The organism is Nonomuraea pusilla (assembly GCF_900109355.1).
Classification (GTDB): domain Bacteria; phylum Actinomycetota; class Actinomycetes; order Streptosporangiales; family Streptosporangiaceae; genus Nonomuraea; species Nonomuraea pusilla.
In genome coordinates, this window is sequence record NZ_FOBF01000003.1 from 40,447 (window position 1) to 62,601 (window position 22,155).

General features: G+C 73.3%; 19 protein-coding genes. 7 read left to right on the forward strand and 12 right to left on the reverse strand.

Annotated elements, in window-relative coordinates; translation table 11 throughout:
• Window positions 1-243: 243 nt before the first annotated feature.
• Entirely contained in the window at window positions 244-1,617 is a 1,374-nt protein-coding gene (locus BMX74_RS06175) for an MFS transporter (RefSeq protein WP_337959836.1), read from the reverse strand.
• On the opposite strand from BMX74_RS06175, the gene BMX74_RS06180 reads away from it, so the two are divergent.
• From BMX74_RS06180 to mihF, 3 genes are all read left to right on the forward strand, one after another.
• Window positions 1,529-2,701, forward strand: a complete 1,173-nt coding sequence (locus BMX74_RS06180; RefSeq protein ID WP_091098981.1) for an ROK family protein — start codon at window positions 1,529-1,531, stop codon at window positions 2,699-2,701. The genes BMX74_RS06175 and BMX74_RS06180 overlap by 89 nt on opposite strands.
• 178 nt (window positions 2,702-2,879) lie before the next feature.
• Window positions 2,880-3,284, forward strand: coding sequence for a GlcG/HbpS family heme-binding protein (locus BMX74_RS06185; RefSeq protein ID WP_055506299.1), 405 nt, complete (start codon window positions 2,880-2,882; stop codon window positions 3,282-3,284).
• Between the two features lie 104 nt (window positions 3,285-3,388).
• The gene (gene mihF, locus BMX74_RS06190; RefSeq protein WP_043641121.1) at window positions 3,389-3,694 is read left to right on the forward strand and encodes an integration host factor, actinobacterial type; all 306 of its coding nucleotides are present in this window, start codon (window positions 3,389-3,391) and stop codon (window positions 3,692-3,694) included.
• 299 nt (window positions 3,695-3,993) lie between these two features.
• Here the strand turns inward: mihF and BMX74_RS06195 are convergent, their stop codons facing one another.
• Together BMX74_RS06195 and BMX74_RS06200 are read right to left on the reverse strand one after the other, a co-directional pair.
• Window positions 3,994-4,641, reverse strand: coding sequence for a response regulator transcription factor (locus BMX74_RS06195; protein ID WP_055505628.1), 648 nt, complete (start codon window positions 4,639-4,641; stop codon window positions 3,994-3,996).
• Complete coding sequence (locus BMX74_RS06200; RefSeq protein ID WP_055505629.1) at window positions 4,632-5,879, reverse strand: sensor histidine kinase; 1,248 nt, start codon at window positions 5,877-5,879, stop codon at window positions 4,632-4,634. Before BMX74_RS06200 ends, BMX74_RS06195 begins: the two co-directional genes overlap by 10 nt.
• Window positions 5,880-6,063: 184 nt before the next feature.
• Between BMX74_RS06200 and BMX74_RS06205 the strand changes: the two genes are divergently transcribed.
• The 3 genes from BMX74_RS06205 (at window position 6,064) to BMX74_RS06215 (ending at window position 10,437) form a co-directional block, all read left to right on the forward strand.
• On the forward strand, window positions 6,064-7,317 hold the full coding sequence (locus BMX74_RS06205) for an acyltransferase family protein (protein WP_055505630.1): 1,254 nt from the start codon (window positions 6,064-6,066) through the stop codon (window positions 7,315-7,317).
• Between the two features lie 46 nt (window positions 7,318-7,363).
• A complete protein-coding gene (locus tag BMX74_RS06210; protein WP_091098984.1) occupies window positions 7,364-7,861 on the forward strand; it encodes a GNAT family N-acetyltransferase in 498 nt (165 codons plus the stop codon).
• A gap of 62 nt (window positions 7,862-7,923) precedes the next feature.
• A complete protein-coding gene (locus BMX74_RS06215) occupies window positions 7,924-10,437 on the forward strand; it encodes a DEAD/DEAH box helicase (RefSeq protein ID WP_091099493.1) in 2,514 nt (837 codons plus the stop codon).
• Between the two features lie 142 nt (window positions 10,438-10,579).
• Here the strand turns inward: BMX74_RS06215 and BMX74_RS06220 are convergent, their stop codons facing one another.
• Complete coding sequence (locus BMX74_RS06220) at window positions 10,580-11,143, reverse strand: hypothetical protein (RefSeq protein ID WP_143078571.1); 564 nt, start codon at window positions 11,141-11,143, stop codon at window positions 10,580-10,582.
• A gap of 8 nt (window positions 11,144-11,151) precedes the next feature.
• Here BMX74_RS06220 and BMX74_RS06225 point away from each other — a divergent pair, with 8 nt between their 5' ends.
• On the forward strand, window positions 11,152-11,655 hold the full coding sequence (locus BMX74_RS06225; protein ID WP_055505633.1) for a DUF2087 domain-containing protein: 504 nt from the start codon (window positions 11,152-11,154) through the stop codon (window positions 11,653-11,655).
• Here BMX74_RS06225 and BMX74_RS06230 read toward each other — a convergent pair.
• From BMX74_RS06230 to BMX74_RS06265, 8 genes are read right to left on the reverse strand one after another with little or no spacing between them, the layout of a single operon-like run.
• Complete coding sequence (locus BMX74_RS06230; RefSeq protein ID WP_091098986.1) at window positions 11,622-12,422, reverse strand: tyrosine-protein phosphatase; 801 nt, start codon at window positions 12,420-12,422, stop codon at window positions 11,622-11,624. The two genes, BMX74_RS06225 and BMX74_RS06230, sit on opposite strands and share 34 nt — an antisense overlap.
• A 43-nt stretch (window positions 12,423-12,465) precedes the next feature.
• Complete coding sequence (locus tag BMX74_RS06235; RefSeq protein ID WP_055505635.1) at window positions 12,466-14,076, reverse strand: beta-N-acetylhexosaminidase; 1,611 nt, start codon at window positions 14,074-14,076, stop codon at window positions 12,466-12,468.
• Window positions 14,077-14,089: 13 nt separating this feature from the next.
• Complete coding sequence (locus BMX74_RS06240) at window positions 14,090-16,057, reverse strand: NPCBM/NEW2 domain-containing protein (protein ID WP_091098989.1); 1,968 nt, start codon at window positions 16,055-16,057, stop codon at window positions 14,090-14,092.
• 10 nt (window positions 16,058-16,067) lie between these two features.
• On the reverse strand, window positions 16,068-17,612 hold the full coding sequence (locus tag BMX74_RS06245; RefSeq protein ID WP_177227259.1) for an alkaline phosphatase D family protein: 1,545 nt from the start codon (window positions 17,610-17,612) through the stop codon (window positions 16,068-16,070).
• A gap of 8 nt (window positions 17,613-17,620) precedes the next feature.
• A complete protein-coding gene (locus tag BMX74_RS06250) occupies window positions 17,621-18,943 on the reverse strand; it encodes an ABC transporter substrate-binding protein (RefSeq protein ID WP_055505638.1) in 1,323 nt (440 codons plus the stop codon).
• Between the two features lie 13 nt (window positions 18,944-18,956).
• The gene (locus tag BMX74_RS06255; RefSeq protein WP_055505639.1) at window positions 18,957-19,766 is read right to left on the reverse strand and encodes a carbohydrate ABC transporter permease; all 810 of its coding nucleotides are present in this window, start codon (window positions 19,764-19,766) and stop codon (window positions 18,957-18,959) included.
• Window positions 19,767-19,772: 6 nt separating this feature from the next.
• Entirely contained in the window at window positions 19,773-20,771 is a 999-nt protein-coding gene (locus BMX74_RS06260) for a carbohydrate ABC transporter permease (protein WP_218153902.1), read from the reverse strand.
• A 29-nt stretch (window positions 20,772-20,800) separates the two neighbouring features.
• The gene (locus BMX74_RS06265) at window positions 20,801-22,111 is read right to left on the reverse strand and encodes a glycoside hydrolase family 36 protein (protein WP_091098993.1); all 1,311 of its coding nucleotides are present in this window, start codon (window positions 22,109-22,111) and stop codon (window positions 20,801-20,803) included.
• Between the last annotated feature and the right edge of the window lie 44 nt (window positions 22,112-22,155).

Genomic DNA, 22,155 nt, shown 5'->3' on the forward strand with positions numbered 1-22,155 from the left:
GGCGTTTGGCACATGAAATCGGTACGAAACGTTCAGGGTCAAGTCACGATCACATAACGCCAGGTCAGGCCCGGTCTCCCTGTGTGACCACACAGCCGCCGGGGGAAGACGCAGGGGGCGGACGCGCGAGAGGAGACCCCGCGGGCCCGCGCGCCGTCCGGACGCCCCCAGGAAGGCGCCCCTCCTCCCGGGAGGCGACAGGAGCCAGGAGCGTGCCGCGGGTCCTGCCGCCAGGGGGGCGGGTCAGTCGGTGGTGGCGGGCTGGGGGCACGGGGTCCGGGGCGCGGCGGGGGCGGTGAGGGCGCGGACGGCGGGGACGCCGGTCAGGGCCACCGCCGCCGCCATCAGGCACGGGATGACGAGGGCGATCTCCAGCCGCCAGTGCTGGGCCACGTACCCCAGCACGGCCGGCCCGAGCAGCAGCCCCGTGTAGCCGAACGCCGTCACCGTCGAAAGGGCCCGTCCGACCGAGCCGCCCGCCGCGCCGACGGCGCTGAAGATGACCGGCACGACGGTGGCCAGCCCGACGCCGACGAGCGCCCAGCCGGTCCAGGCCCACACGACGCGGATCGTCCCGTCCGCGAGGGGCGCGGCCAGCACGAGGACGTACCCGAACGTGGCGAAGCCCCCCGCGAGCTTCATCGTGAGGACGGGGCCGAGCCGCCCCCTGATGGGGTCGCCGAGCAGGCGGACGGTCGTCATGGCGACCGCGAAGACGGTGTAGGCGAGCGGGGCGGCGGCCGGGCCGGCGTGCAGCACCAGGCGGGCGTGCATGGCGGCCCAGTCGATGGCGGCCCCCTCGGACAGGTGCCCGGCGAACGCCGCCGCGCCGAGCAGCGCGACCAGCCCCCAGCGCAGCGCGCCCCCGCCGCCGGTGCCGCCGCCGGTGCCGCCCTCGGGGGCGCCCGCGGCGGCCTGCCGGGCACCGGCGGGCGCGGGCGGGTCGGGCAGCAGCATCCGCGCGGCGGGCAGGTACAGCAGCGGCACCGCCAGCGCCGCCACGACGAGCAGGGCCTGCGCGTGGATCCCTGCCGTCAGGACGATCGAGGTCAGCCCGCCGCCCGCCGCCCCGCCGAGGCTCCAGGCGCCGTGGAACGCCGAGATGATCGGACGCCCGTAGGCGCGCTCGACCTCCACCGAGTGGGCGTTCATGGCGACCTCGGTGACGCCGAGCCCGAGCCCGAACACGACGGCGAGCCCGGCGAGCACCGGGTACGAGGGCGCGAGCGCCGGTCCGAGCAGCACCACGGCGGAGACGGGCCCGGCGAACCAGCACACCGCGCGGCTGGAGAAGCGGTCCACGATCCGCCCGGCCAGCAGCATGGACACCAGAGCCCCGCCGGAGACCAGCAGCAGCACGGTGCCGAGCCGGCCGGGTCCGAGGCCGAGCCGGTCGTTGAGTGAGGGCAGCCCGGCGGCCCAGAGGCCCATCACGAAGCCGCTCAGGACGAAAAATCCGAAAACTCCGACACGGGCACGCCTGGCGTCTCTGAGGCTTTTGTTCACGGCTAGAGCATAAACTGAGACCGTGAACGGTGCCACGACGAGCGGCGAACTGCGCGCGCACAACCGGGTGAGGCTCCTGCGGGCGGTCCACGACGGCGGCGCGACGCGCACCAGGGCTCAGCTCACCCGCGATCTCGGCCTGGCCAGGGGCACGGCGTCCGTGCTCGTCGCCGGGCTGGCCGAGGACGCGCTGCTGCACGAGGAGCCCGCCCCCGAGCACACGCGCGGCAGGCCCACGCAGGTCGCCCGCCCCCACCCGGACGGGCCGCTCGCCCTCGCCGTGGACGTCCGCGAGGACGCCTGGGAGCTGGCGGCCTGCGAGCTGGGCGGCGACGCCCACGTCCTGGAGGTCCGGCCGCACGACGGCACGCCGCGGGGCGCGCTCGGGCCGCTCGGCGAGGCGCTGGCCGAGCAGACGCGGCGGCACGGCCACCGGGTGGTCGGCGTCGGCGTGGCGCTGGCGGGACCGGTCCGTCTCGGCGGGCTCGTGGACGTGGCCCACCTGGGCTGGCGCTCGGTGGACGTGCCCCGCCTGCTCGACCTGCCCGCCCCCGTGCCGGGAGGCGCGCCGATCGTGGGCAACGACACCGCGTTCGCGGCGCTGGCCGAGGCGCGGCGCGGGCTGCTGCGCGGCGTGCGCGTCGGCCTGCACCTGCACGTGGACTTCGACCTCGGCGGCGTGCTCGTCGTGGACGGCCGCCCCCTGGACGGCGCCAACGGCACCGGGGCGGAGTTCGGCCACATGCCGCTCGGCGGCGGCGGCCGGCCCTGCGCGTGCGGCGCGACCGGCTGCTGGGGCATGGACGTCGGCGCCAACGCGCTGCTGCGCCAGGCGGGCCTGGCCTACGGGGGCGGGCAGGGGCGGGAGCAGGCCGCGCGGGTGCTGGAGGCGGGCGGGCCGCCGCTCGCGGCCGCGGCGAGGGCCCTGGGGCGCGGCATCGCCGCGCTGGTCAACGCCCACGACCCCGAGGTGGTGACCCTGTCGGGCCTGGGCGTCGACGTGCTGGCCGCGGGCCGTGCGGCGCTGCTGGAGGCGTACGGGCCGGGGCTGATGGCCATCAGGCGGGACCGGCCTCCGCGCGTCGAGCCGTCGGCGCTGGGGTGGCGGGGCGCGCTGCTGGGGGCGATGGAGTCGGTGTTCGACGCCTTCCTCACCCCTGAGGGGCTCGATCGATGGCGCCTGTCACGGGCCTGACGGGGCGCCGACACGCCCGAACCGCGAAATGTGACGCATTCCACCCGGGACGGCGAAACCCCTCATAGATCACCGAGCGGGGACATGGCCGGGCGATCTTGCGAGGCGCCGGGCGGGCGCGGTACGGATGGAAGGGTCCGATGGGTGGTAGGCCCCGGCGATCCGAGGGGTGGGCCCGGTGAATCTCGACATCGCGTTGAGGATGACGGAAGCGGCCCTGCGGCAGGCGTCGCGCGAGGGGGCGGCGATCTGCGTGGCGGTCGTCGACGCGGGAGGACATCTGGTGTCTTTCCAGCGTATGGCGGGTGCGGGCGTCGCCGGGGCGGTGCTCGCGCCCCGCAAGGCGTACACGTCGGTGGCCCTGCGCGCGGCCACCGCCGGCCTCGCGCCGCTGCTCGCGCCGGGCGGCGAGCTGCACGGACTGAACGATGATCGTTTCGTCTTCTCGGCGGGCGGCCTGCCCCTGTGGGCGGACGACGGCGAAGGGGAGCGCGTGGCGGGCGCGGTGGGGGTCAGCGGAGGCGCCAGGGCGCAGGACGAGGCGTGCGCCGAGGCGGCCGCGCTGGTGTGGCGCACCCGCTGAGCGGGCGCTTTCAGCGACACGACCCGCGCGCATCCGCCATGATTAGCCACTGCACCACGGGTAACAGAATCCCGTCCGTCAACTCCCCGAGGAGAGAAACCGAGATGGCACTACCCACCCTCACCCCCGAGCAGCGGCAAGCGGCTCTCGCCAAGGCGGCCGAGGCCCGCGCCGCGCGCACCGCGCTGCTGGCCAAGGTCAAGGCCGGCGAGCTGACGTTCGCCCAGCTGCTGGAGCGCGACGACGACATCGCGAAGAAGATCAAGGTGTCGCAGGCGCTGCGCGCCGTCAAGGGCGTCGGCCCGGCCAAGGCCACCGCGCTCATGGAGGAGGCGGGCGTCGACGAGAAGCGCCGTCTCGGCGGCCTGGGCGCCCAGCAGCGCAAGAAGCTGGTCGACGCGCTCGGCTAGGACCGGGCGGCCGGGTCCGCGCGCAGCCCGCGCGGACCGGCCGGCGACCCGGCCGACCGTCCCGCCGCCCCGCGGAGCCGTCCGCGACCCCCACGGGCGGGAAGGTCATCTGGCCGGGAACGGGCCCGGGCGCCCTCGGCCCACCTCGGCGGCCGTCGACGCGCCCCACCCTCCGCCCGCACCCCGGAGGCGCCCCACCCCTCAGGGGCGCCGCCTCCCCCACGTCAGCCGACGCCGCGATCAGCCGACGCCGCGATCAGCCGGCGCCCCCATCGGGCGACGCCCCCAGGAGCCGGCTCTCAGGAGCGCAGGTAGGCGAGCACGGCGAGGACGCGGCGGTGCTGGTCGGAGTCCTCGGCGTACAGGCCGAGCTTGTTGAAGATGCTCCTGATGTGCTTCTCCACCGCGCCGTCGCTGATCACGAGCTGGCGGCCGATAGCCGGGTTGGACTTGCCCTCGGCCATCAGCCCGAGCACCTCCCGCTCCCGTGGCGTGAGCTGGGCCAGCGGGTCGTCCTTGCGTCTGCGCACCATCAACTGCGACACCACCTGGGGATCGAACACGGTGCCGCCCGCGGCCACGCGCCGCAGGCCCTCCAGGAACTCGTCGACGTCCACGACGCGGTCCTTCAGCAGGTAGCCCACGGCGCCCCGGGCGTCGGCGAGCAGGTCGTCGGCGTAGGAGACCTCGACGTACTGCGACAGGATCAGCACGGGCGCGCCGGGGACGCGCCGCCGCGCCTCCACCGCCGCCCGCAGCCCCTCGTCGGTGAAGGACGGCGGCATCCGCACGTCCACCACCGACACGTCGGGCCGGTGCTCGGCGATCGCCTCGACCAGGGCGTCGCCGTCGCCCACGGTCGCGACCACCTCACAGCCGAACTCCTCCAGCAGCCTGACCAGGCCCTCCCTGATCAGCACCGCGTCATCGGCCACCACTACCCGCACGGAACCTCCGCCACGATCACCGTCGGCCCGCCGTCGGGCGAGTCGACCGTGAGCTCCCCGTCGACTGCGCGGAGACGGTCGGCCAGCCCGGCCAGGCCGTGTCCCTTGGCGACGTGCGCGCCGCCGACCCCATCATCCCCGATCGTCAGCATCAGCGTGTTCCCGGTACGGGTGAGCTGGATCGTGCAGACGGTGGCGCGGCTGTGCTTGGCGACGTTGGTCAGGGTCTCGGCGACGACGAAGTAGATCGCGTTCTCGACGGCGGCCTGGTACCGCTCGGCGATCTGCACGTCCAGCTCGACGGGGACGGTGCAGCGCCCCGCCAGGGCGGCCAGCGCGGGGGCGAGCCCGCGGTCCGACAGGATGGGCGGCGCGATGCCGCGCGAGAGCGCGCGCAGCTCGTCGAGCGTCTCGCGGGTGGCGGTGATGGCGGAGCCGATCGTGGCCTGCGCGGCCTCGGGGTCCTTGGCGAGCTGGCGCTGGGCCCTGGACAGCTCCATCGCCAGCGAGACGAGCCGCTGCTGCGGGCCGTCGTGGATGTCGCGCTCCAGCTTGCGCAGCGCGTTGGCCTCGGCGGAGACGGCGGCGGCGCGGCCCTCGGCCAGGTCGTCAATGCGTTCCTGCAGCTCGGCGACGCCGGTGAGCAGTGCCCTGCCGAGCCCGGCCCGCACCAGCGCGGCCCCGCGGATCGCCACGGGCATCAGCGCGACGAAGACGACGCCCAGCGTGACGTAGAAGATCGAGTTCGCCACGTAGCCCTGGCCGATGCCGAGCAGCTCGGGCAGCCCGACCTGGCCGGGGATGCGCGAGGTGACGATGCCGTACACGGGGTACAGCAGCGCGGTGATCGGCACCGCCCAGAACACCAGGGTCAGGACGAACGCGAGGATCGCGAACGGCAGGTTGAGAATGCCGTGCAGCAGGTCGAGCCAGGACTGCCCGCTCGTCATGGGGTTGACGAGCCGGCGCACCCGCCCCGCCCCCTCGGGGGCGGGGCGGTAGCGGGGGCGTACGGGCGGGCGCTTGAGGACGTCCGACAGCCAGCCGCGCTCCGCGTCGGCGAACCCCCTGGCCAGCATGAGGGTGCCGGCCAGTATCGGCAGGCCGAACCACACGACGGACGTTCCGACGCCGGCGGAGAAACCCACGGTCAGCACCACGAAGCCGATGAGGGTGGTGGGGAAGCCGACCAGGGTGTAACGCGTGTCCAGGAGGACGCGCCTGATGAGGGAGCGCATGGCATTCACGGTAGGACGTCGGGCGGGGTGCGACGAGCAGGTGCACAGGTGTGCGGTAGTAGGGACAGCCCTACCACGCCCGGTGGTGCGATCTTGACCTGAAGAGGGAGGCTCGCGGCAGTGTGCCGCGAGCCGCTCGCGAGGAGCCTTGAGTCACCCCCTCCGACACGAATCGAGGCCCTCCATGACCGTCCTGCTGGACCGCCCGGCCGTCGCGGCTCCGCGCCGCACGACCGCGCGGGACCCGTTCATCGACCTGCTGCGGGTCGCGGGCATGGCGCTGATCGTGCTGCAGCACTGGACGATCCCGGTGCTGGCGTTCGACGGGGCCCGCCTGACGACGGGCAACGCCCTGTCCACGCCGGGCGCGTGGGTGGTGACGTGGCTCAGCCAGGTGATGCCGCTGGTGTTCTTCGCGGGCGGCGCGGCCAACGCGATCAGCCACGGCCGCTCGGGCGCGGACGGGCCGCGCTGGCTGGCGGTGCGGGTGCGGCGGCTGGCCTGGCCGCTGCTGCCGCTGGCGGCGGTGTGGATCCCGCTCCCCCACCTGCTGCTGACGCTGGGCGTGCCGGAGCAGCCGCTGGAGACGGGGGCGCGGCTGACCGGCCAGCTGCTGTGGTTCCTCGCCGTGTACCTGGTGGCGGTGGCCGCGACGCCGTGGCTGCTGCGGCTGCACGCGCGGCACGGGCTGCGGGTGCCCGCGCTGCTGGCCGCGGGCGCGGCGCTGACGGACGTGGTGCGCTTCTCCACCGGGGTCGAGGCGATCGGCTACCTGAACGTGGCGTTCGTGTGGCTCGCGGTGCACCAGCTCGGCTTCTGGTACGCCGAGGGCCGGCTGACCCGTCCGCTGCCGCTGGCGCTCGGCGGGTTCGGCGCGGCGGCGCTGCTGGTGGCGTTCGGCCCGTACCCGGGCAGCATGATCGGGCTGCCGGGGGCGGAGGTGTCGAACATGGCGCCGCCCACGCTGGCGATGCTCGCCGTCGGCGCCGGGCAAGCCGGTCTGGCCGTGCTGCTGCGGCCGCTGCTGCTGCGGCTGCCCACGGCGCGGCTGCTGGACTGGGCCGGCCCGCGGATCATGACCGTGTACCTGTGGCACATGCCGGCGCTGTTCGCCGTCACCGGGGTGGTCGTGGTGGGCCTCGGGATCGACACGCCCGCGCCGGGCAGCCTGTGGTGGTTCGCCGGGTGGCCGGTCTGGTTCGGGGCGCTGTGCCTGGTGATGTGGCCGCTGCTGAGGGTGTTCGCCAGGTTCGAGACGCCGCCCGCGCTGCCGTACGGCGAGGGGGGCTGGGCCCCGGCGCTCGTGGCGGCGGCGCTGGCCGGCGGCGGGGTGCTGGCGCTGACGGTGTGCGGGTTCGCGCCGGGCGCGGTGCCGTTCGCGGCGGTGCTCGCGGTGGTGGGCGGCCTGCTCGCGACGGGCCCGCGCGCCAGGGTGTGAGGCCCGCGAAACACGGGCGTCATCCGGGCGGAGCACAATCCTGCTCATGACCGTGATCCGCCCGGTCGCGCCGGCCGACCTGCCCGCCGTCGCCGCGATCTACGCCCACTACGTGACGACCAGCGTGGCGACGTTCGAGGAGACGCCGCCGGACGTCGCCGAGTGGCGGGCCAAGGCCGAGGGCCTGGCGCGGGCCGGGTGCCCGTTCCTGGTGGCCGAGGAGGACGGCGAGGTCGCCGGGTACTCCTTCGCCGGCCAGTACCGTCCCAGGCCCGCCTACCGCCACACCCTGGAGGACTCCGTCTACCTGGCGCCCGGCCGCACCGGACGCGGCATCGGGCGGCTGCTGCTCGGCGAGCTCGTCGCGGCGGCCCGCGCGGCGGGGGCCCGGCAGCTCGTCGCGGTGATCGCCGACGGCGGCGACCCGGCCTCGCGGCGGCTGCACGCGGCGTTCGGCTTCGAGGAGGCGGGGCGGCTGCGGGAGGTGGGATTCAAGCACGGCCGCTGGATCGACACGGTGCTCATGCAGCTCACGCTGCGCTGACGGGGGGCGGCCCGGCACCGGACTGCTCCTCAGGGCGCGACCACCCGCCGGACTTCGGCAGGATAGGGAGTGTGAGCCTTCTCGTTGACCGACTCCCGGAAGAGATCGACGCCGAACCCGACGCCATCTACGACGCCTTCGTGGCCTGGAACTCCGAACGGGGGCTCACGCTCTACCCAGCCCAGGAGGAGGCGCTGATCGAGGTCGTCTCGGGCAGCAACCTCATCCTGGCCACCCCCACCGGCTCCGGCAAGTCGCTGGTCGCAGCGGGCGCCCACTTCGCCGCGCTGACCAGGGACGTCCGCACCTTCTACACCGCGCCGATCAAGGCGCTGGTGTCGGAGAAGTTCTTCGACCTGTGCGCGGTCTTCGGCACCGAGAACGTCGGCATGATGACCGGCGACGCCAGCGTCAACCCCGGCGCGCCCATCATCTGCTGCACCGCCGAGATCCTGGCGAACGTGGCGCTGCGCGACGGCGCGAAGGCCGACATCGGCCAGGTCGTGATGGACGAGTTCCACTTCTACGCCGAGCCCGACCGCGGCTGGGCGTGGCAGGTGCCCCTGCTGGAGCTGCCGCACGTCCAGTTCATCCTGATGTCGGCGACGCTGGGCGACGTGGCGATGTTCGAGCGCGACCTCACCAGGCGCACCGGGCGGCCCACGGCCGTGGTCAAGCACGCCGAACGTCCCGTGCCGCTGATCTACTCGTACCGGATGACGCCGCTGCACGAGACGCTGGAGGAGATGCTCCACACCGGGCAGGCCCCGGTGTACGTCGTGCACTTCACGCAGGCGGCGGCGATGGAGCGGGCCCAGGCCCTCATGTCGATCAACATGGCGACGAAGGCCGAGAAGGAGGCCATCGCCGCGATGATCGGCGGCTTCCGCTTCACCACCCGCTTCGGCCGGGCGCTGTCGCGGCTGGTGCGCCACGGCATCGGCGTCCACCACGCCGGCATGCTGCCGAAGTACCGGCGGCTGGTGGAGCGGCTGGCCCAGGCGGGCCTGCTCAAGGTCATCTGCGGCACCGACACGCTCGGCGTGGGCGTGAACGTCCCGATCAGGACGGTCCTGTTCACCGCCCTGTCGAAGTACGACGGCAACCGGGTGCGCCGGCTGCGCGCCCGCGAGTTCCACCAGATCGCCGGCCGGGCCGGGCGGGCGGGCTTCGACACCATCGGCTACGTCGCCTGCCAGGCGCCCGAGCACGACATCGAGAACGCCAAGGCGCTCGCCAAGATCGGCGACGATCCGAAGCGGCGGCGCGGCTACGCGCGCAAGAAGCCCCCGGAGGGGTTCGTCGGCTGGAGCGAGGAGACGTTCCAGAAGCTGCAGCAGGCCGAGCCCGAGCCGCTGACGTCCCGGTTCCGGGTCAGCAACGCGATGCTGCTCGCCGTCATCAACCGTCCCGGCGACTGCTTCCAGGCGATGAAGCACCTGCTCACCGACAACCACGACGACCGCAAGACGCAGCGGCGGCACATCAGCCAGGCCATCGCCATCTACCGCTCGCTGCTCGCGGGCGGCATCGTGGAGCAGTTCGCCGAGCCCGACGAGCAGGGCCGCAGGGCCAGGCTCACCATCGAGCTGCAGGAGGACTTCGCGCTCAACCAGGCGCTGTCGACGTTCGCGCTGGCCGCGTTCGAGCTGCTCGACCGCGAGTCGCCCGGCTACGCCCTCGACATGGTCTCGATCGTCGAGTCCATCCTCGACGACCCGCGCCAGATCCTGTCCGCCCAGCTGAAGAAGGCCAGGGGCGAGGCCGTGGCGCAGATGAAGGCCGACGGCGTCGAGTACGAGGAGCGCATGGAGCAGCTCGCCGAGGTCATGTACCCGATGCCGCTGCAGGACCTCCTGCTGGGGGCGTACGAGACGTACCGGCGGGGGCACCCGTGGGTGGGCGACTACACGGTGAGCCCGAAGGCGGTCGTGCGCGACATGTACGAGCGGGCCATGACGTTCAGCGAGTACATCCAGTTCTACGAGCTGGCCCGCTCCGAGGGCACGGTGCTGCGCTACCTGGCCGACGCCTACCGCACGCTCTCGCGCACGGTGCCCGAGCACCTGAAGACCGACGACCTGGTCGACCTCATCGAGTGGCTGGGCGAGATGGTCCGCCAGGTCGACTCGTCGCTGATCGACGAGTGGGAGAAGCTGGCCAACCCGGCCGAGGCGCTGGAGCACCAGCAGGAGCTGGAGACGAAGGTCAGGCCGGTCACGGGCAACTCCCGCGCGTTCCGCGTGCTGGTGCGCAACGCCATGTTCCGCCTGGTCGAGCTGTGCGCGCTGGAGAAGGAGGACGAGCTGGAGGAGCTGGCGCCCGACGTCGACTGGGGCGCGGCGCTCGACGCGTACTACGCCGACCACGAGGAGGTCCTGACCGGCGCCGACGCGCGCGGCCCCGCGCTGCTGCACGTCGAGGAGGAGGACGGCCTGTGGCGGGTCCGCCAGACGATCAAGGATCCGGCCGGTGACGGCGACTGGGGCATCGACGCCCAGGTCGACCTCGCCGCCTCCGACGAGGAGGGGCGCGCGGTGCTCCACGTGCTGGGACTGAACCGGCTCGACGGCTGACGCCGGAGATGAGCCGTGTGCCGGAACGGACTGGCAAGGGCGCTCCGGCACACGCCTATTTCCTAAGTCTCCGGCTGAGAACGTGGAGGTCGTGTCATGGCCTTGTCCCAAGATCGAGACATTCCGGGCACACGGCCCGGGGTCAGCAGTCGGCGATCTGGCAGATCTTGGCGAGCATGCGGTTCGTGTCCTTCGTCTGCTGCTTGAAGTCGGCCTTGGCGGGCTTGCCCCACTCGCCCGAGACCGTGTAGAGCAGCAGCGCGTTGCCGCGGCGGGTGACCACGGCCCGCTCACCGCCGACGGCCGGCTTGCCGCCCTGATGGCTCTGGCCGGTCACGACGAGGGCCTCGTCGCCCAGCCGGGCGGGCGCCGTCGTGTACCTGTAGTCGCGGGTCGAGCAGGAGCGGGCCGCGGCGCCGAGGTCCTTCACGGCCTTGCTCGCGGCGTCCGGCGAGGCGTAGAGGATCACCTGCTCCGACTTGGAGTAGTCCGGCACCGCCGTGTAGACCAGCGTCCTCGCGGACGTACGGCCGGCCTGGGCCAGCGTGCTCTTCTGGCAGGGGTTCACGACGAGGGCGGCGGACGTCCTGCTGCTCCTCGTCCAGCTGTGCTCGGGGTTGGGGTCCTTGGTTGCGGCGGCCTTCTCGTACAGGAGGAAGTTGCCGGGAACGGCGACGGCCGAGGCCACCAACAGCGCTGCGATCATGGGACAAAATGGTACGGGTGAACGACGCAGAGATCAGGAAAGTGCTCGGTCTGCTCTCCCAGGACGACACGGTGCGCGCGTTCGCCGCGCTGGTGCTCGGCGACGCCACAGGACTGCCGCCCAAGGCCCTCGACCGGCTGGCCGCCGGCGGGCTGGCCGGACGCGACGCCGACGGCCGGTGGCGGGCGCGCCCCGAGCGCTTCAGGGAGCTGCTGCGCGCCCACGCCGAGCCGCAGCCGGAGCTGAGCGCGGAGGAGCGGGTGCTGCGGACGTTCCTGGTCGACGGCCGGCTGACCACGATGGGCATGCGCCGCGACAAGCGGCTGGTGGTGCTGCGGTACGTCGCCCGCGTGTTCGAGCCGGGCGTGCGCTACCCGGAGAAGGACGTCAACGTGGCGCTGCGCGCCTTCCACGACGACTACGCCGCCCTGCGCCGCTACCTGGTGGACGAGGGGCTGCTGTCGCGGGAGGGCAACGTCTACTGGCGCAGCGGCGGCCCCGTGGACGTCTGACCCCGTCCCGTCAGGCGGGCGCGCAGGAGGCGCACGTCGTCCGGTGACAGGCCGGCGTCGCGCAGGTACGCCTCCGCGCCGCCGTGGCGGCCGCGCAGGTGCTCCAGGGTGGCCGCCATCGTGGCGGCGGTCACCTCGGCGAACAGCCGCCTCGACCGGGCACGGGCGGCCTCCCCCGGCAGCGCGGCCAGGTGGCCGTCCAGGCTGAGGCAGGCGGCGGTGAGCGCGTAGTCGGCGGCGATCTCGTCCTCGGGCACGCCCGCCACCGACAGCGCCAGCGCCACGACCAGCCCCGTGCGGTCCTTGCCCGAGTGGCAGTGCACGAGGACGCCGCCCGGCGGGGCCTGCGCGAGGGCGGCCAGGGCGGCGGCGAACAGCGGTGCGCCCTCGTCCAGGATGCGGCGGTAGATCTCCGGCAGGGTGTCGCCCATCTCCTCCAGGACGGCGTCCTCGTCGCGCAGCACCGGCAGGCGCCGCCACCCCGGCAGCCCCTCCCCGCCCGGGACAGACCCGTCGCCGCCCGCTTCCGCTCGGGCGAGGGGGCCGGGGTCGGCGGCGCATTCGGCGGCCAGGCGCAGGTCGGCCACCAGGCGGATCCCGTACCCGGTCAGGGCGGGCAGGGTGGCGGCGGCCGGGCGGGCGGAGCGCACCAGCGCGCCCCTTCGCACCCGCCCGCCCCACGACGTGGGCAGCCCGCCCAGGTCCCGCACGTTCTGGCACCCGGCCCAGCGCAGGATCCGCCCCTCGGCGGAGTGCGGCCCGGTCATCACGGGGTCGGCCTCTCGGTGGAGCGGTGCTGCTCGGGCCCGGTCATCGCAGGTGCCTCAGGTTGCTGGTCCACGCGTCGATGGTGGCGCGCCACTCGTCCGGGTCCTCGGGCCGGCCCGGCACGCCGGGACGGGTCTGCCAGGGCAGCGGCCCCTCCTCGCGCCGGTACTCCACGCCCACGGCGTCGAGGCGGCGCAGGTGCGCCGACAGCCGGGCGCGGAACGCCGCCAGGTCCCGTTCCGGCCCGCACCACACGGTCTCGGCGAAGGCGGCCAGCCGCGGGAAGGCCATGTAGTCGACCCGCCGGTTGGAGTCGATGAGCTCCGTCCAGACGCCGCACTGCGCGCCGAGGACGTGCCGGGCGGCCGGGTCGCCGCGCAGCTCGGCGGGCACCGGCTCGAACGCGTAGACGTCCTCCAGGGTCAGCACGGTGCCGAAGGGGACGGGCTCGTCGTCCCCGGGGGCCTGCCGGTAGTCGAAGTAGACGGACGTGTTCGCGCAGTTGACCACGTCGTGCCCCCTCCTGGCGGCGGCGACGGACCCGAGGTCGCCGCGCCAGGAGGCGACGACGGCCCCGGGGGCGAGGCCGCCCTCCAGGATCTCGTCCCAGCCGAGGAGCCGGCGTCCGCGCTCCGACAGGTAGCTGTCGAAGCGGTGGACGAACCAGCTCTGCAGCTCCTCCTCGTCCCGCAGCCCCAGCTCGCGGATGCGCCGCTGCGCCGCCGGGCTGGCCTTCCACTGGTCCTTGCGGCACTCGTCGCCGCCCACGCACACGTACGGCGAGGGGAACAGCTCCATCACCTCGTCCAGGACCTCCTGGAAGAACGTGATCGTGGACTCCTCGACGTTGAGCACGTTCTCGCCGATGCCCCAGGTGGTGCCCACCTCCACCGGCACGTCCAGATTGCCCAGCTCGGGGTAGGCGGCGATGGCGGCCTGGGTGTGGCCGGGCATGTCGATCTCGGGGACGACCATGATGTGGCGGGCCGCGGCGTACGCCACGATCTCCCTGATGTCGTCCTGCGTGTAGTGGCCGCCGTGGGGGCGGCCGTCCATGGCGCCGTTCCAGCCGGTCTGGCTCTCCCTGCGCCAGGCGCCCACCTCGGTCAGGCGGGGGTGGCGGCGGATCTCCAGCCGCCACCCCTGGTCGTCGGTGAGGTGCAGGTGCAGCACGTTCAGCTTGTGCATCGCCATGAGGTCGATGAAACGCAGCAGGTCGTGCTTGGTCATGAAGTGGCGGGCGACGTCGAGGAGGCAGCCGCGCCAGCCGAAGCGCGGCCCGTCCTCGACGAACGCGCCGGCCGCCTCCAGCGGCCCGCCCGCCCCGGCCTTCCTGTAGGCGGCGGCGGGCAGGAGCTGCCTGAAGGTCTGCGCGCCGTAGAACGCCCCGGCGCGGTCGCCCGCCTCGACGTCCACGCCGTCGTCGCCGACGGTCAGCCGGTACGACTCCGGCGGGAGCTCGCCGACCCGCAGCCTGATCGTTCCCCGGCCCGGCCCGCCGGGCAGGAGCTGCCCTCCTGTCAGGGGGCCGAGCTCGGACCGCAGCCAGGCGGCGACCTCGGTGAGCGCCGGATCGGCGGCGAGCGCGGTGCGGCCGTCGAGGACGAACCGCCCCGGCCTGGGCTCGTACCGCACGGGCTTGGGAACGATCATCAAGGGCTACTCCCTACTGGCAGGTGATGGTGAGGTCGGCGAAGTCGGCGTGGTCGGACGTGGCGTTGTCGCCGCCGTTGGTCGCGACCAGCCGGACGTGGCGGGCTCCGGCGACGGACGCGGTGACCTTCCTGGCGGGCTGGGCCCCGGTGAGCACGCCCGAGTGGGCGACCCTGCCGCCGTCGGCCCAGACCTCGAAGTCGGCGGAGCCGGCCGATCCGACCTCGTCGTCGATCCCGGCCTCGAACCGCACGGTGGTGCAGCGTCCGGCGAGGTAGTACTCGATCTCGGCGGGGGCGTGCGCGCCGAGTCCCTTGGCGTACCTGACGCCCCCGATGGTGATCGGGAGGCCGTCGCCGGCCGCCTTGCCGCCGTTGCTGGTGTCCTTCTCGACGGGGCCGAAGTAGTTCTTCACGGCCGTCCAGGGCAGGTCGCCGAGGTGGCTGGTGCCGGAGGGCGGCGCCTGGGCGACGGCGACCACGGCGGAGCCGTCCTGGGCGCCCCCGGCGTGGGAGAGGGTGGCGGTGAGGTCGTGGTTCCTCCGCTCGGCGCCGGCGGGCGGGGTGACCGCCCAGGTGACGGTGAACGCCTCGCCGCCGTCGAGCCCGGCGGCCGTGGCCGGCGTGCGGGGTTCCGCCTGCCAGCCGTCAGGGACGTTCAGCGCCACCCTGAGGTCGCGCAGCCTGGAGGTGGCGCCGGTGTTGACGACCCGGGTGACGATCTCCGACGTGACTCCCGGCTCCAGGGTGGTGGGCCGGTCGTCGCCGAGGAAGCGGGGCGGGTCCACCTCGAACGTCACGACGGGCGGCGCCTGCTCGCGGCTCGCGCTCACCCGGTAGAGCAGGGCGGCGTGCGCGGGCACCTGGGCCGACAGCGTGCCCCTGGTGGAGGCGACGGCGCCGGTCCACAGCTCCTCGGCCCGCCAGCGGCCGGCGCCGAGCGAGGTGGAGATCGTGGCGGACCTGTCGCTCTCGTTGAACAGCACCACGGCCCTGTCGCCGTTCCGCAGCGGCCTCGACAGCACGTGGTACCAGCCGTCGCTGGAGACGAGCCGGGCGGGGACGCCGAGCGGGTCCTGGTCGACCGCGATCACCTTGGGGTTGGCGACGACCGCGGCGGGCGCGGCGGCCGGGCCGGCCTGGAGGATCAGCGGGGCGGCCGCGGCCGCCCAGAGCGTGAACTGGGTGCGGTACTCGGTCTCGGTCATGCCGCCGCGTCCGGCCTGGAGGAGGTCGGGGTCGGCGTGGCTGCCCGGCCCGGCGTACTGGACCCTGAGCTGGTTGGTCTCCCAGACGTCCACCATGGCGGCGTAGCTGTCGGGCAGGGGCCGCGACACGACGTTGGTCCGCCAGGTGGCGGCGCCCGCGTCCCTGGCCCACAGCCAGGGCACGGTGCCGCCGTCCTCGTTGTTCATGGCGAACGCCACGCCGTCGCCGAGCGCCTGCCGCATGCGCGGGTAGAGGGCCTGCGCGATCTGCTGGACGTTCTGGCCGGGGAAGTCGGCGGTGGGGATCGCGCACCAGTCGTACCTGACGTGGTCGACGCCCCAGCTCTTCACCTGCCCGGCGTCGGCGGCCTCGCTCCCGTACGAGCCGGGCCCGCCGCCCGCGCACGCCCTGGTGCCGGCGGACAGGCTGAGGCCGAGCTTCAGCCCCTTGCCGTGGACGTAGCCGGCGAGCGCGGCGATGCCGCCGGGGAAGCGGGCGGGATCGGGCGCGAGCGCGCCGCCGGAGCGCTGGGCGGCCAGCCAGCAGTCGTCGATGACGACGTGCCGGTAGCCGAGCGGGGCGAGCGGCGCGAGCGCGTCGGCGGCCTGCCGCACCGCCGCCTCGGTGACGGAGCAGCCGAGCGAGCGGCTGCTCCAGCCCATCGGCGGCGGGGCCTCGCCCGGGCCGGTGGGGGCGGTGTCGGCGGAGCCCGGTAAGGCGATCAGGGGCAGGGTGAGGAGTGCCGCGGCGAGGGCGGCCGTGGGTGTGCGCATGGGGGTCCCGTCAGGCTGGGTTGAGCCGGGGCTGCCCGGGCTCGATGACGAAGGAGCCGGAGGTGTAGGCGGGGGCGTACGGCTCGGTCACGCGGGACAGCGAGCGGAAGTCCACCCTCATCTCCTTCGGCGTGAGCTTGGCCCGCACGTAGCCGCGACGGCCGTTGAAGAACTTGACGTGCGGGTTCTCGTCGAGCAGCGTCCGCGTGTTGGGGTACTCGTCGAGCCCGTTGCCGGCGCTGGTGACGGAGGTCGTGACGAGCTCGACCGCCACGGACTTCGACTCGGGGTCCCGGTAGTCGCGCTTGACCTCGCCCGCCCAGTGGGAGTGGACGTCGCCGGTGAGCACGACGGCGTTGCGCCGGTAGGCGTCCACGGCGGAGGCCAGCCGGTCGCGGGAGGCGACGTAGCCGTCCCAGCCCTCGTTGGAGTAGCCCTTGCCCTCGCCGTTCGCCCAGTCCATCTCCATGAGGAAGACCTGCTGGCCGAGCAGGTCCCAGGTGGCGGACGACCCCTTCAGCTCGCCGTCGAGCCAGGCCTCCTGCTCGGCGCCGAGGATGGTGCGGTTCGGGGCGAACCGCTCCTGGCAGTCGGGGCCGACGGTGCCGCTCCTGCCGGTGCAGGCGTACAGGTCGCGGTACTGGCGGGTGTCGAGCAGGTGCAGGTTGGCCACCGAGCCCCAGCGGATCGTCCGGTACAGGCGCAGTGACGAGCCGTCCGGCTTCTGGGCGCGGCGCAGCGGCATGTTCTCGTAGTAGGCCTGGAACGCGGCGGCGCGGCGCTGGAGGAACGGCGGGTCGGGCTGCTCGGGCACGTCGCCGGCCCAGGCGTTCTCGATGTCGTGGTCGTCCCAGACCACCACCCAGGGGGCGACGGCGTGGGCGAGCTGCGACTCCGGGTCGGCCTTGTGCTGGGCGTGGCGCAGCCGGTAGCCGGCCAGGTCGAAGCACTCGCCCCCGGCCTGGTCGCGCACCGGGTACTTGTAGTCGCCGTACTCGTAGATGTAGTCGCCGAGGAAGGCGATGAGGTCGGGCTGGTCCTCCGCCATGCGGCGGTAGGCGGTGAACCAGCCGGTCTGGTAGTCGGCGCAGGACGTGAACGACAGGTTCAGCGCCCTGCCGGTCGTGCCGGGCGCGGGGGCGGTGAGGGTGCGGCCGACCGGCGAGATCTCGCCCTCGGCGCGGAAGCGGTAGAAGTACTCGGCGCCCGCGTCGAGGCCGTCGAGCTCCACGTGAACGCTGTGGGCGGCCGAGGGGCGGGCCGTCTCCGCGCCGCGGCGGACGACCTGGCGGAAGTCCTCGTCCTTGGCGAGCTGCCATTCGACGGCGACGGGCCGGTCCGGCATGCCGCCGAGCCCGTCGAGGGCGAGGGGGTCCTGGGCGAGCCTCGTCCATAAGACCACGCCGTCGGGCGTGGGCTCGCCGGAGGCGACGCCGAGGGTGAAGGGGTCGGAGAGGGGGGCGCGCCTGGCGGCCGCGCGCACGGGCTCCGCGCCCAGTGCGGCGGAGATGCCCAGGCTCGCGCCCCCGGCGAACAGCGCACGCCGGGTGATCATGGGGTTCCTCACTTGACGGTGGCGTTGCCCTCGGTGACGGCCTGGTCGGCGGCCTGCTGCGGGGTCAGCTTGCCGAGGTACATCTCGTTGAAGATCTGGTTCAGCTTGGTCTCGAAGCCGGTGAAGCCCGTGGTGACCGGGAGGGCGAAGGTGGAGCCCTCCGACTCCTTGAGGAAGGGCGCGACGTCGAGGTCCTTCGACTTCCAGTAGTCGACGTAGCCCTGCGCCAGCCCGTTGTAGGCGGGGAAGACGTAGCCGCCGTCGGCCATCGTCTTCTGCGCCTCCTGCCCGCCGAGGAAGGCGGCGAGCTTCATCGCCTCCTCCGGGTGCCCGCTCTTGGCGTAGACGGCCTCGGACAGGCCGTTGAGGTTGACCGAGCGGCCCGCCGGGCCCTCCGGCATCGGCGCGACGCCCACCTTGAACGTGGCCTCGGGCGCGACGAACGGCAGCAGCGCGTTGTTGGCGGGGAACATGGCGATCTCGCCCGCCTTGAACATGTCGGTGACCTTGCCGGTGGGCGGGTTCGTGCGGGTGGCGGGCGGCGAGACGTGGTACTTGTTCACCAGGTCGACGCCGAACTGCAGCGCCTGCACCGACGCGGCGTCGTTGAAGGTGTACCTGCCGAAGGGCTTGTCCAGCAGCTTGCCGCCGTTCGAGTTCACCCAGTTCATCCACTGCGTCTGGTAGTGGTTCCAGGAGGCGAAGCCGTACGTCCTGACCTTGGCCGGGTCGAAGCCGGGCTCGTCCGGGTGCTTGCCCGCCTCGTCCACGGTCAGTTTGCGGGCGACCTCCAGCAGGGTGCCGCCGCCGTCGGGCTTCCACGTCAGTGTCTCCGGCGGCTCGACGCCGGCCTTGTCGAACAGGTCCTTGTTGTAGAGCAGGCCGACGATGCCCCAGTCCTTGGGGACGCCGTACAGCTTGCCCTGGTAGGTGAACGACTGGACGACCGTCTGGTGGAACTTCGACGGGTCGAGCTTGGCGGGCGTCACGTCGGCCAGCACGCCCTTGGTGACGAACTCGGGGAACTGCGTCGGCGACATCCAGAAGACGTCGGGCGCGGTGCCGGCGACGGCGTCGGCCGTGAGCTTGGTCCAGTACTGGTCGTACGGCAACACCTCGATCTTGACGTCGATGTTCGGGTTGGCCTGCTCGAAGGCCGCCATGACCTTGTCGTAGCCGGCCTTCTGCTGCTCGTCCCACAGGCGGTAGGTCAGGGTGACCTTCCCGCCCGCCGCGCCGGAGCCCGCGTCGCCGGAGCCGCAGGCGGTGAGAGTGAGCACGGCGGCGCCCAGCAGGGCCCCGGCCCAGCGAATCGGGGGGGTGTGCGACATTCGCTGACCTCTTCTATTTGAGGCCGGTGAGGACCACCGACCTGACGATGTACTTCTGGAAGAAGATGAAGACGGCCACCATCGGGGCCAGGGCGATCAGCCCGCCGGCCATCATGAGGTTGTAGTCGACGCCGATGCCGACCTTGAGCGAGGCGATGGCCACCGTGACGACCTTCGTCTCGTCGCCGCTGGTGACGATGAGCGGCCACAGGAAGCTGTTCCACGACGAGATCACCGTGATGATCGTCAGCGTGCCGAGCGCGGGACGGCACAGCGGCAGCAGGATGCGCACCAGGATGGTGAGCGGTCCCGCCCCGTCGATGCGCGCCGCCTCCTCCAGCCCCGCGGGGAGCCCCTTGAAGAACTGCCGCATGAGGAAGATGCCGTACGGGGTGCCGAGCACGTACGGGGCGAGCAGGCCGTACCAGGTGTTGACCAGGCCGAGCTCCCGCATGATGAGGAACAGCGGGATCACGGTGACGGCGCCCGGCACCATCATGGTGGCGACGTACAGCCAGAACAGCACCTCCCTGCCGCGGAAGCGCAGCCGGGCGAACGCGTACGCCGCGAACGTGGTGAACACGAGCTGCCCGGCGGTCAGCAGCGCCGTCATGGCGACGGTGTTGAGGATGTAGCGGGGGAACTCGCCGCCGAGGATCTCGGTGAGGTTCGCGGTGGTCGGCGGCAGGCCGGGCAGCCACGGCTCGGTCGAGCTGAGCTGCGCCTGCGTCTTGAACGCGGTCAGCACCACCAGCAGGTACGGGAACACCGCGACGAACGCGCCCGCGGCGAGCGTGGCGTACAACAGGACTCGCTTGGTCATCGGCCCTCAGCTCAGGTCGTAGGTGGTGCGCTTGCCGAAAAACCTGACCTGCGCGAGCGTCACCACGAGGATCACCGCGAACAGCAGCATCGACAGCGTCGAGGCGTAGCCGAAGTCGAACTGCTTGAACGCGGTCTGGAAGATCCGGAAGTTGAGCACCTCGGTGCTGCCGCTCGGGCCGCCGTCGGTCATGACGAAGACCGTGTCGAACACCTGGAAGGCGCCGATCAGGTTCGTCACCATGACGAAGAACATCGTCGGGTTGAGCAGCGGGAGGGTGATGCGCCAGAACCGCTGCGCCGGCGACGCGCCGTCGGTGGAGGCGGCGTCGTACAGCTCCTGCGGGATGCCCTGCAGCCCGGCCAGGAAGAACAGCATGGTGTAGCCGGTGTGCTGCCAGACGTTGACCAGCGCGACGGCGGGCAGCGCCCACGCCGGGTCGGAGAGCCAGTCGGGCCCGGTGATCCCCACCAGGGCGAGGGCGCTGTTGAGCGCGCCGTCGCGCGGGTCGAAGATCCAGTTCCAGACCAGGCCGAGGACGATCGGAGTGGCCATCCACGGCACCACGAACAGCGAGCGGAAGATCCGCACGCCCTTGACCCGCTGGTTGAGCAGCAGGGCCAGGGTCAGCGCGAGGACGGTCTGCAGCGGGATGCACAGCAGCACGTACAGGACGGTGACCCACAGGGAGTGCCAGACCTCGCCGTCGCCGGCGAGGGCGCGGTAGTTGTCGAGGCCCGCGAACTCGGGGGCCGACAGCAGCTCCCAGTGGAAGAAGCTGAGGCCGAGCACCACGGCCACGGGCAGCAGGAGGAAGGCGACGACGCCGAACAGGCTGGGGCCGATGAACAGGTAGGCGTACCAGTCGCCCCTCCCGCGCCGCCGGGCGGGCCGCGCCGGGACGTCCGGCACGGCCGCCTCGCTCCGGAGCGCGCGCCCGCGCACGCCCACGCCCCCGGGACGCCCGCTCACGACGGCCCCGTCACCGTCGGAACGGCCGGTCACGACGGCTCCGTCACCATCGGAACGGCCGGTCACGACGGCTCCGTCGCCGTCGGGACGAGCAGGCGGCGGGTCGTCTCCAGCCCCCAGTCGTCGAGCGCGGCGATGGGGTCGCTGGAGCCGCGCAGGCCGCCGCTCGCGGCGATGTGGGCCGCCCACTCCTGCCTGGCCTCCACGTCAGGCCGCACGATGAGGCAGTCGGGGTCGTTCACCCACCAGCGGGCGTGCAGGAACTCGCGGGCCGCCCCGGTGAGCCGCGCGCCGAGCTGCGACGGCTGGCTGATGTCGCCGGAGCGGGGGTGGAGCGTGGGGGCGATGTCGGGGCTGACCCGCATGACGTCCACCAGGCCGATGCTGGGCAGCATGGGGGCGCCGCACCCGTGCAGCGTGGCGTCCGGCCCGGCGCCCTCGCGGACCAGTTCGAGGCCGCGGCGGTAGGCGGCGATCGGGGTGACGTCCTCGTGCCGGGCGCCGGCCAGCGCGCCCGCGTACAGGTAGTCGAGCTTGAAGTGGGTGACGCCGATGGCGGCGAACGCGCGGAAGACGGTCACGAGGTGCTCGGCGGCGTCCGGGTGGGTGACGTCGAGGACGGCGAGCTCCTGGTCCCACATGCGCCCGGCCCAGGCGCCCCCGACGAGCCAGTCGGGGTGCTCCTCGCGCAGCCTGCTGCGGTGGCCGACGAGGAACGGCGCCGTCCAGATGCCCACGCGCTTCCCGGCGGCGGCGACGGCGTCCACGGTCCGCTCCAGCGAGCCGAACCCGGGCCGCGGGTCCAGCCAGTCGCCGATGCCGGCCTCGTAGCCGTCGTCGATGAGGATCATGTCGGCGGGCAGGCCGTGCCGCCGCGCCAGCTCCAGGTTCTCCAGCACGTCGGCGTCGGTGACCTTGTCCCAGTAGCCGTACCAGGTGCACCACATGGGCGGCACGGCGGCGAAGGCGGAGGGGGCGTGCCCCTCGGCCATGGCGCCGGCCCACTCGCGCAGCGCCAGGCCGAGGCCGCCCTCGGCGCGCCGGTGACGCACCGGGCCGTCGGCGGAGACGACGAGGCGGCCGCCCTCCTCCCTGACCCGGATCGAGGGCACCTCCAGCGGTCCCGCCGCCGACCAGACGTCGGTCGAGCCGTCGTCCGCCTCGATGGCGAGCAGCCCCTCCCCCTGGTACGCGCCGTGGGGCACGGGCGTCTCCGGGCGGTAGGCGAGGACCTGGATGGTCTCGTCGGCGGGCCGGGGCGGCTCCTCTCCCCAGCGGTAGGCGCCCGTGGGGCTCCACGACTGCCATCCGTGCTCGAACACCCGTGCCTCGTCAGGACGGCACCCGGCCTCACCGACGTCTGAGAAGGACATCAGACCCCATTCCTCTTCACTTTCGAAGGAGCGCTTCATTAGTA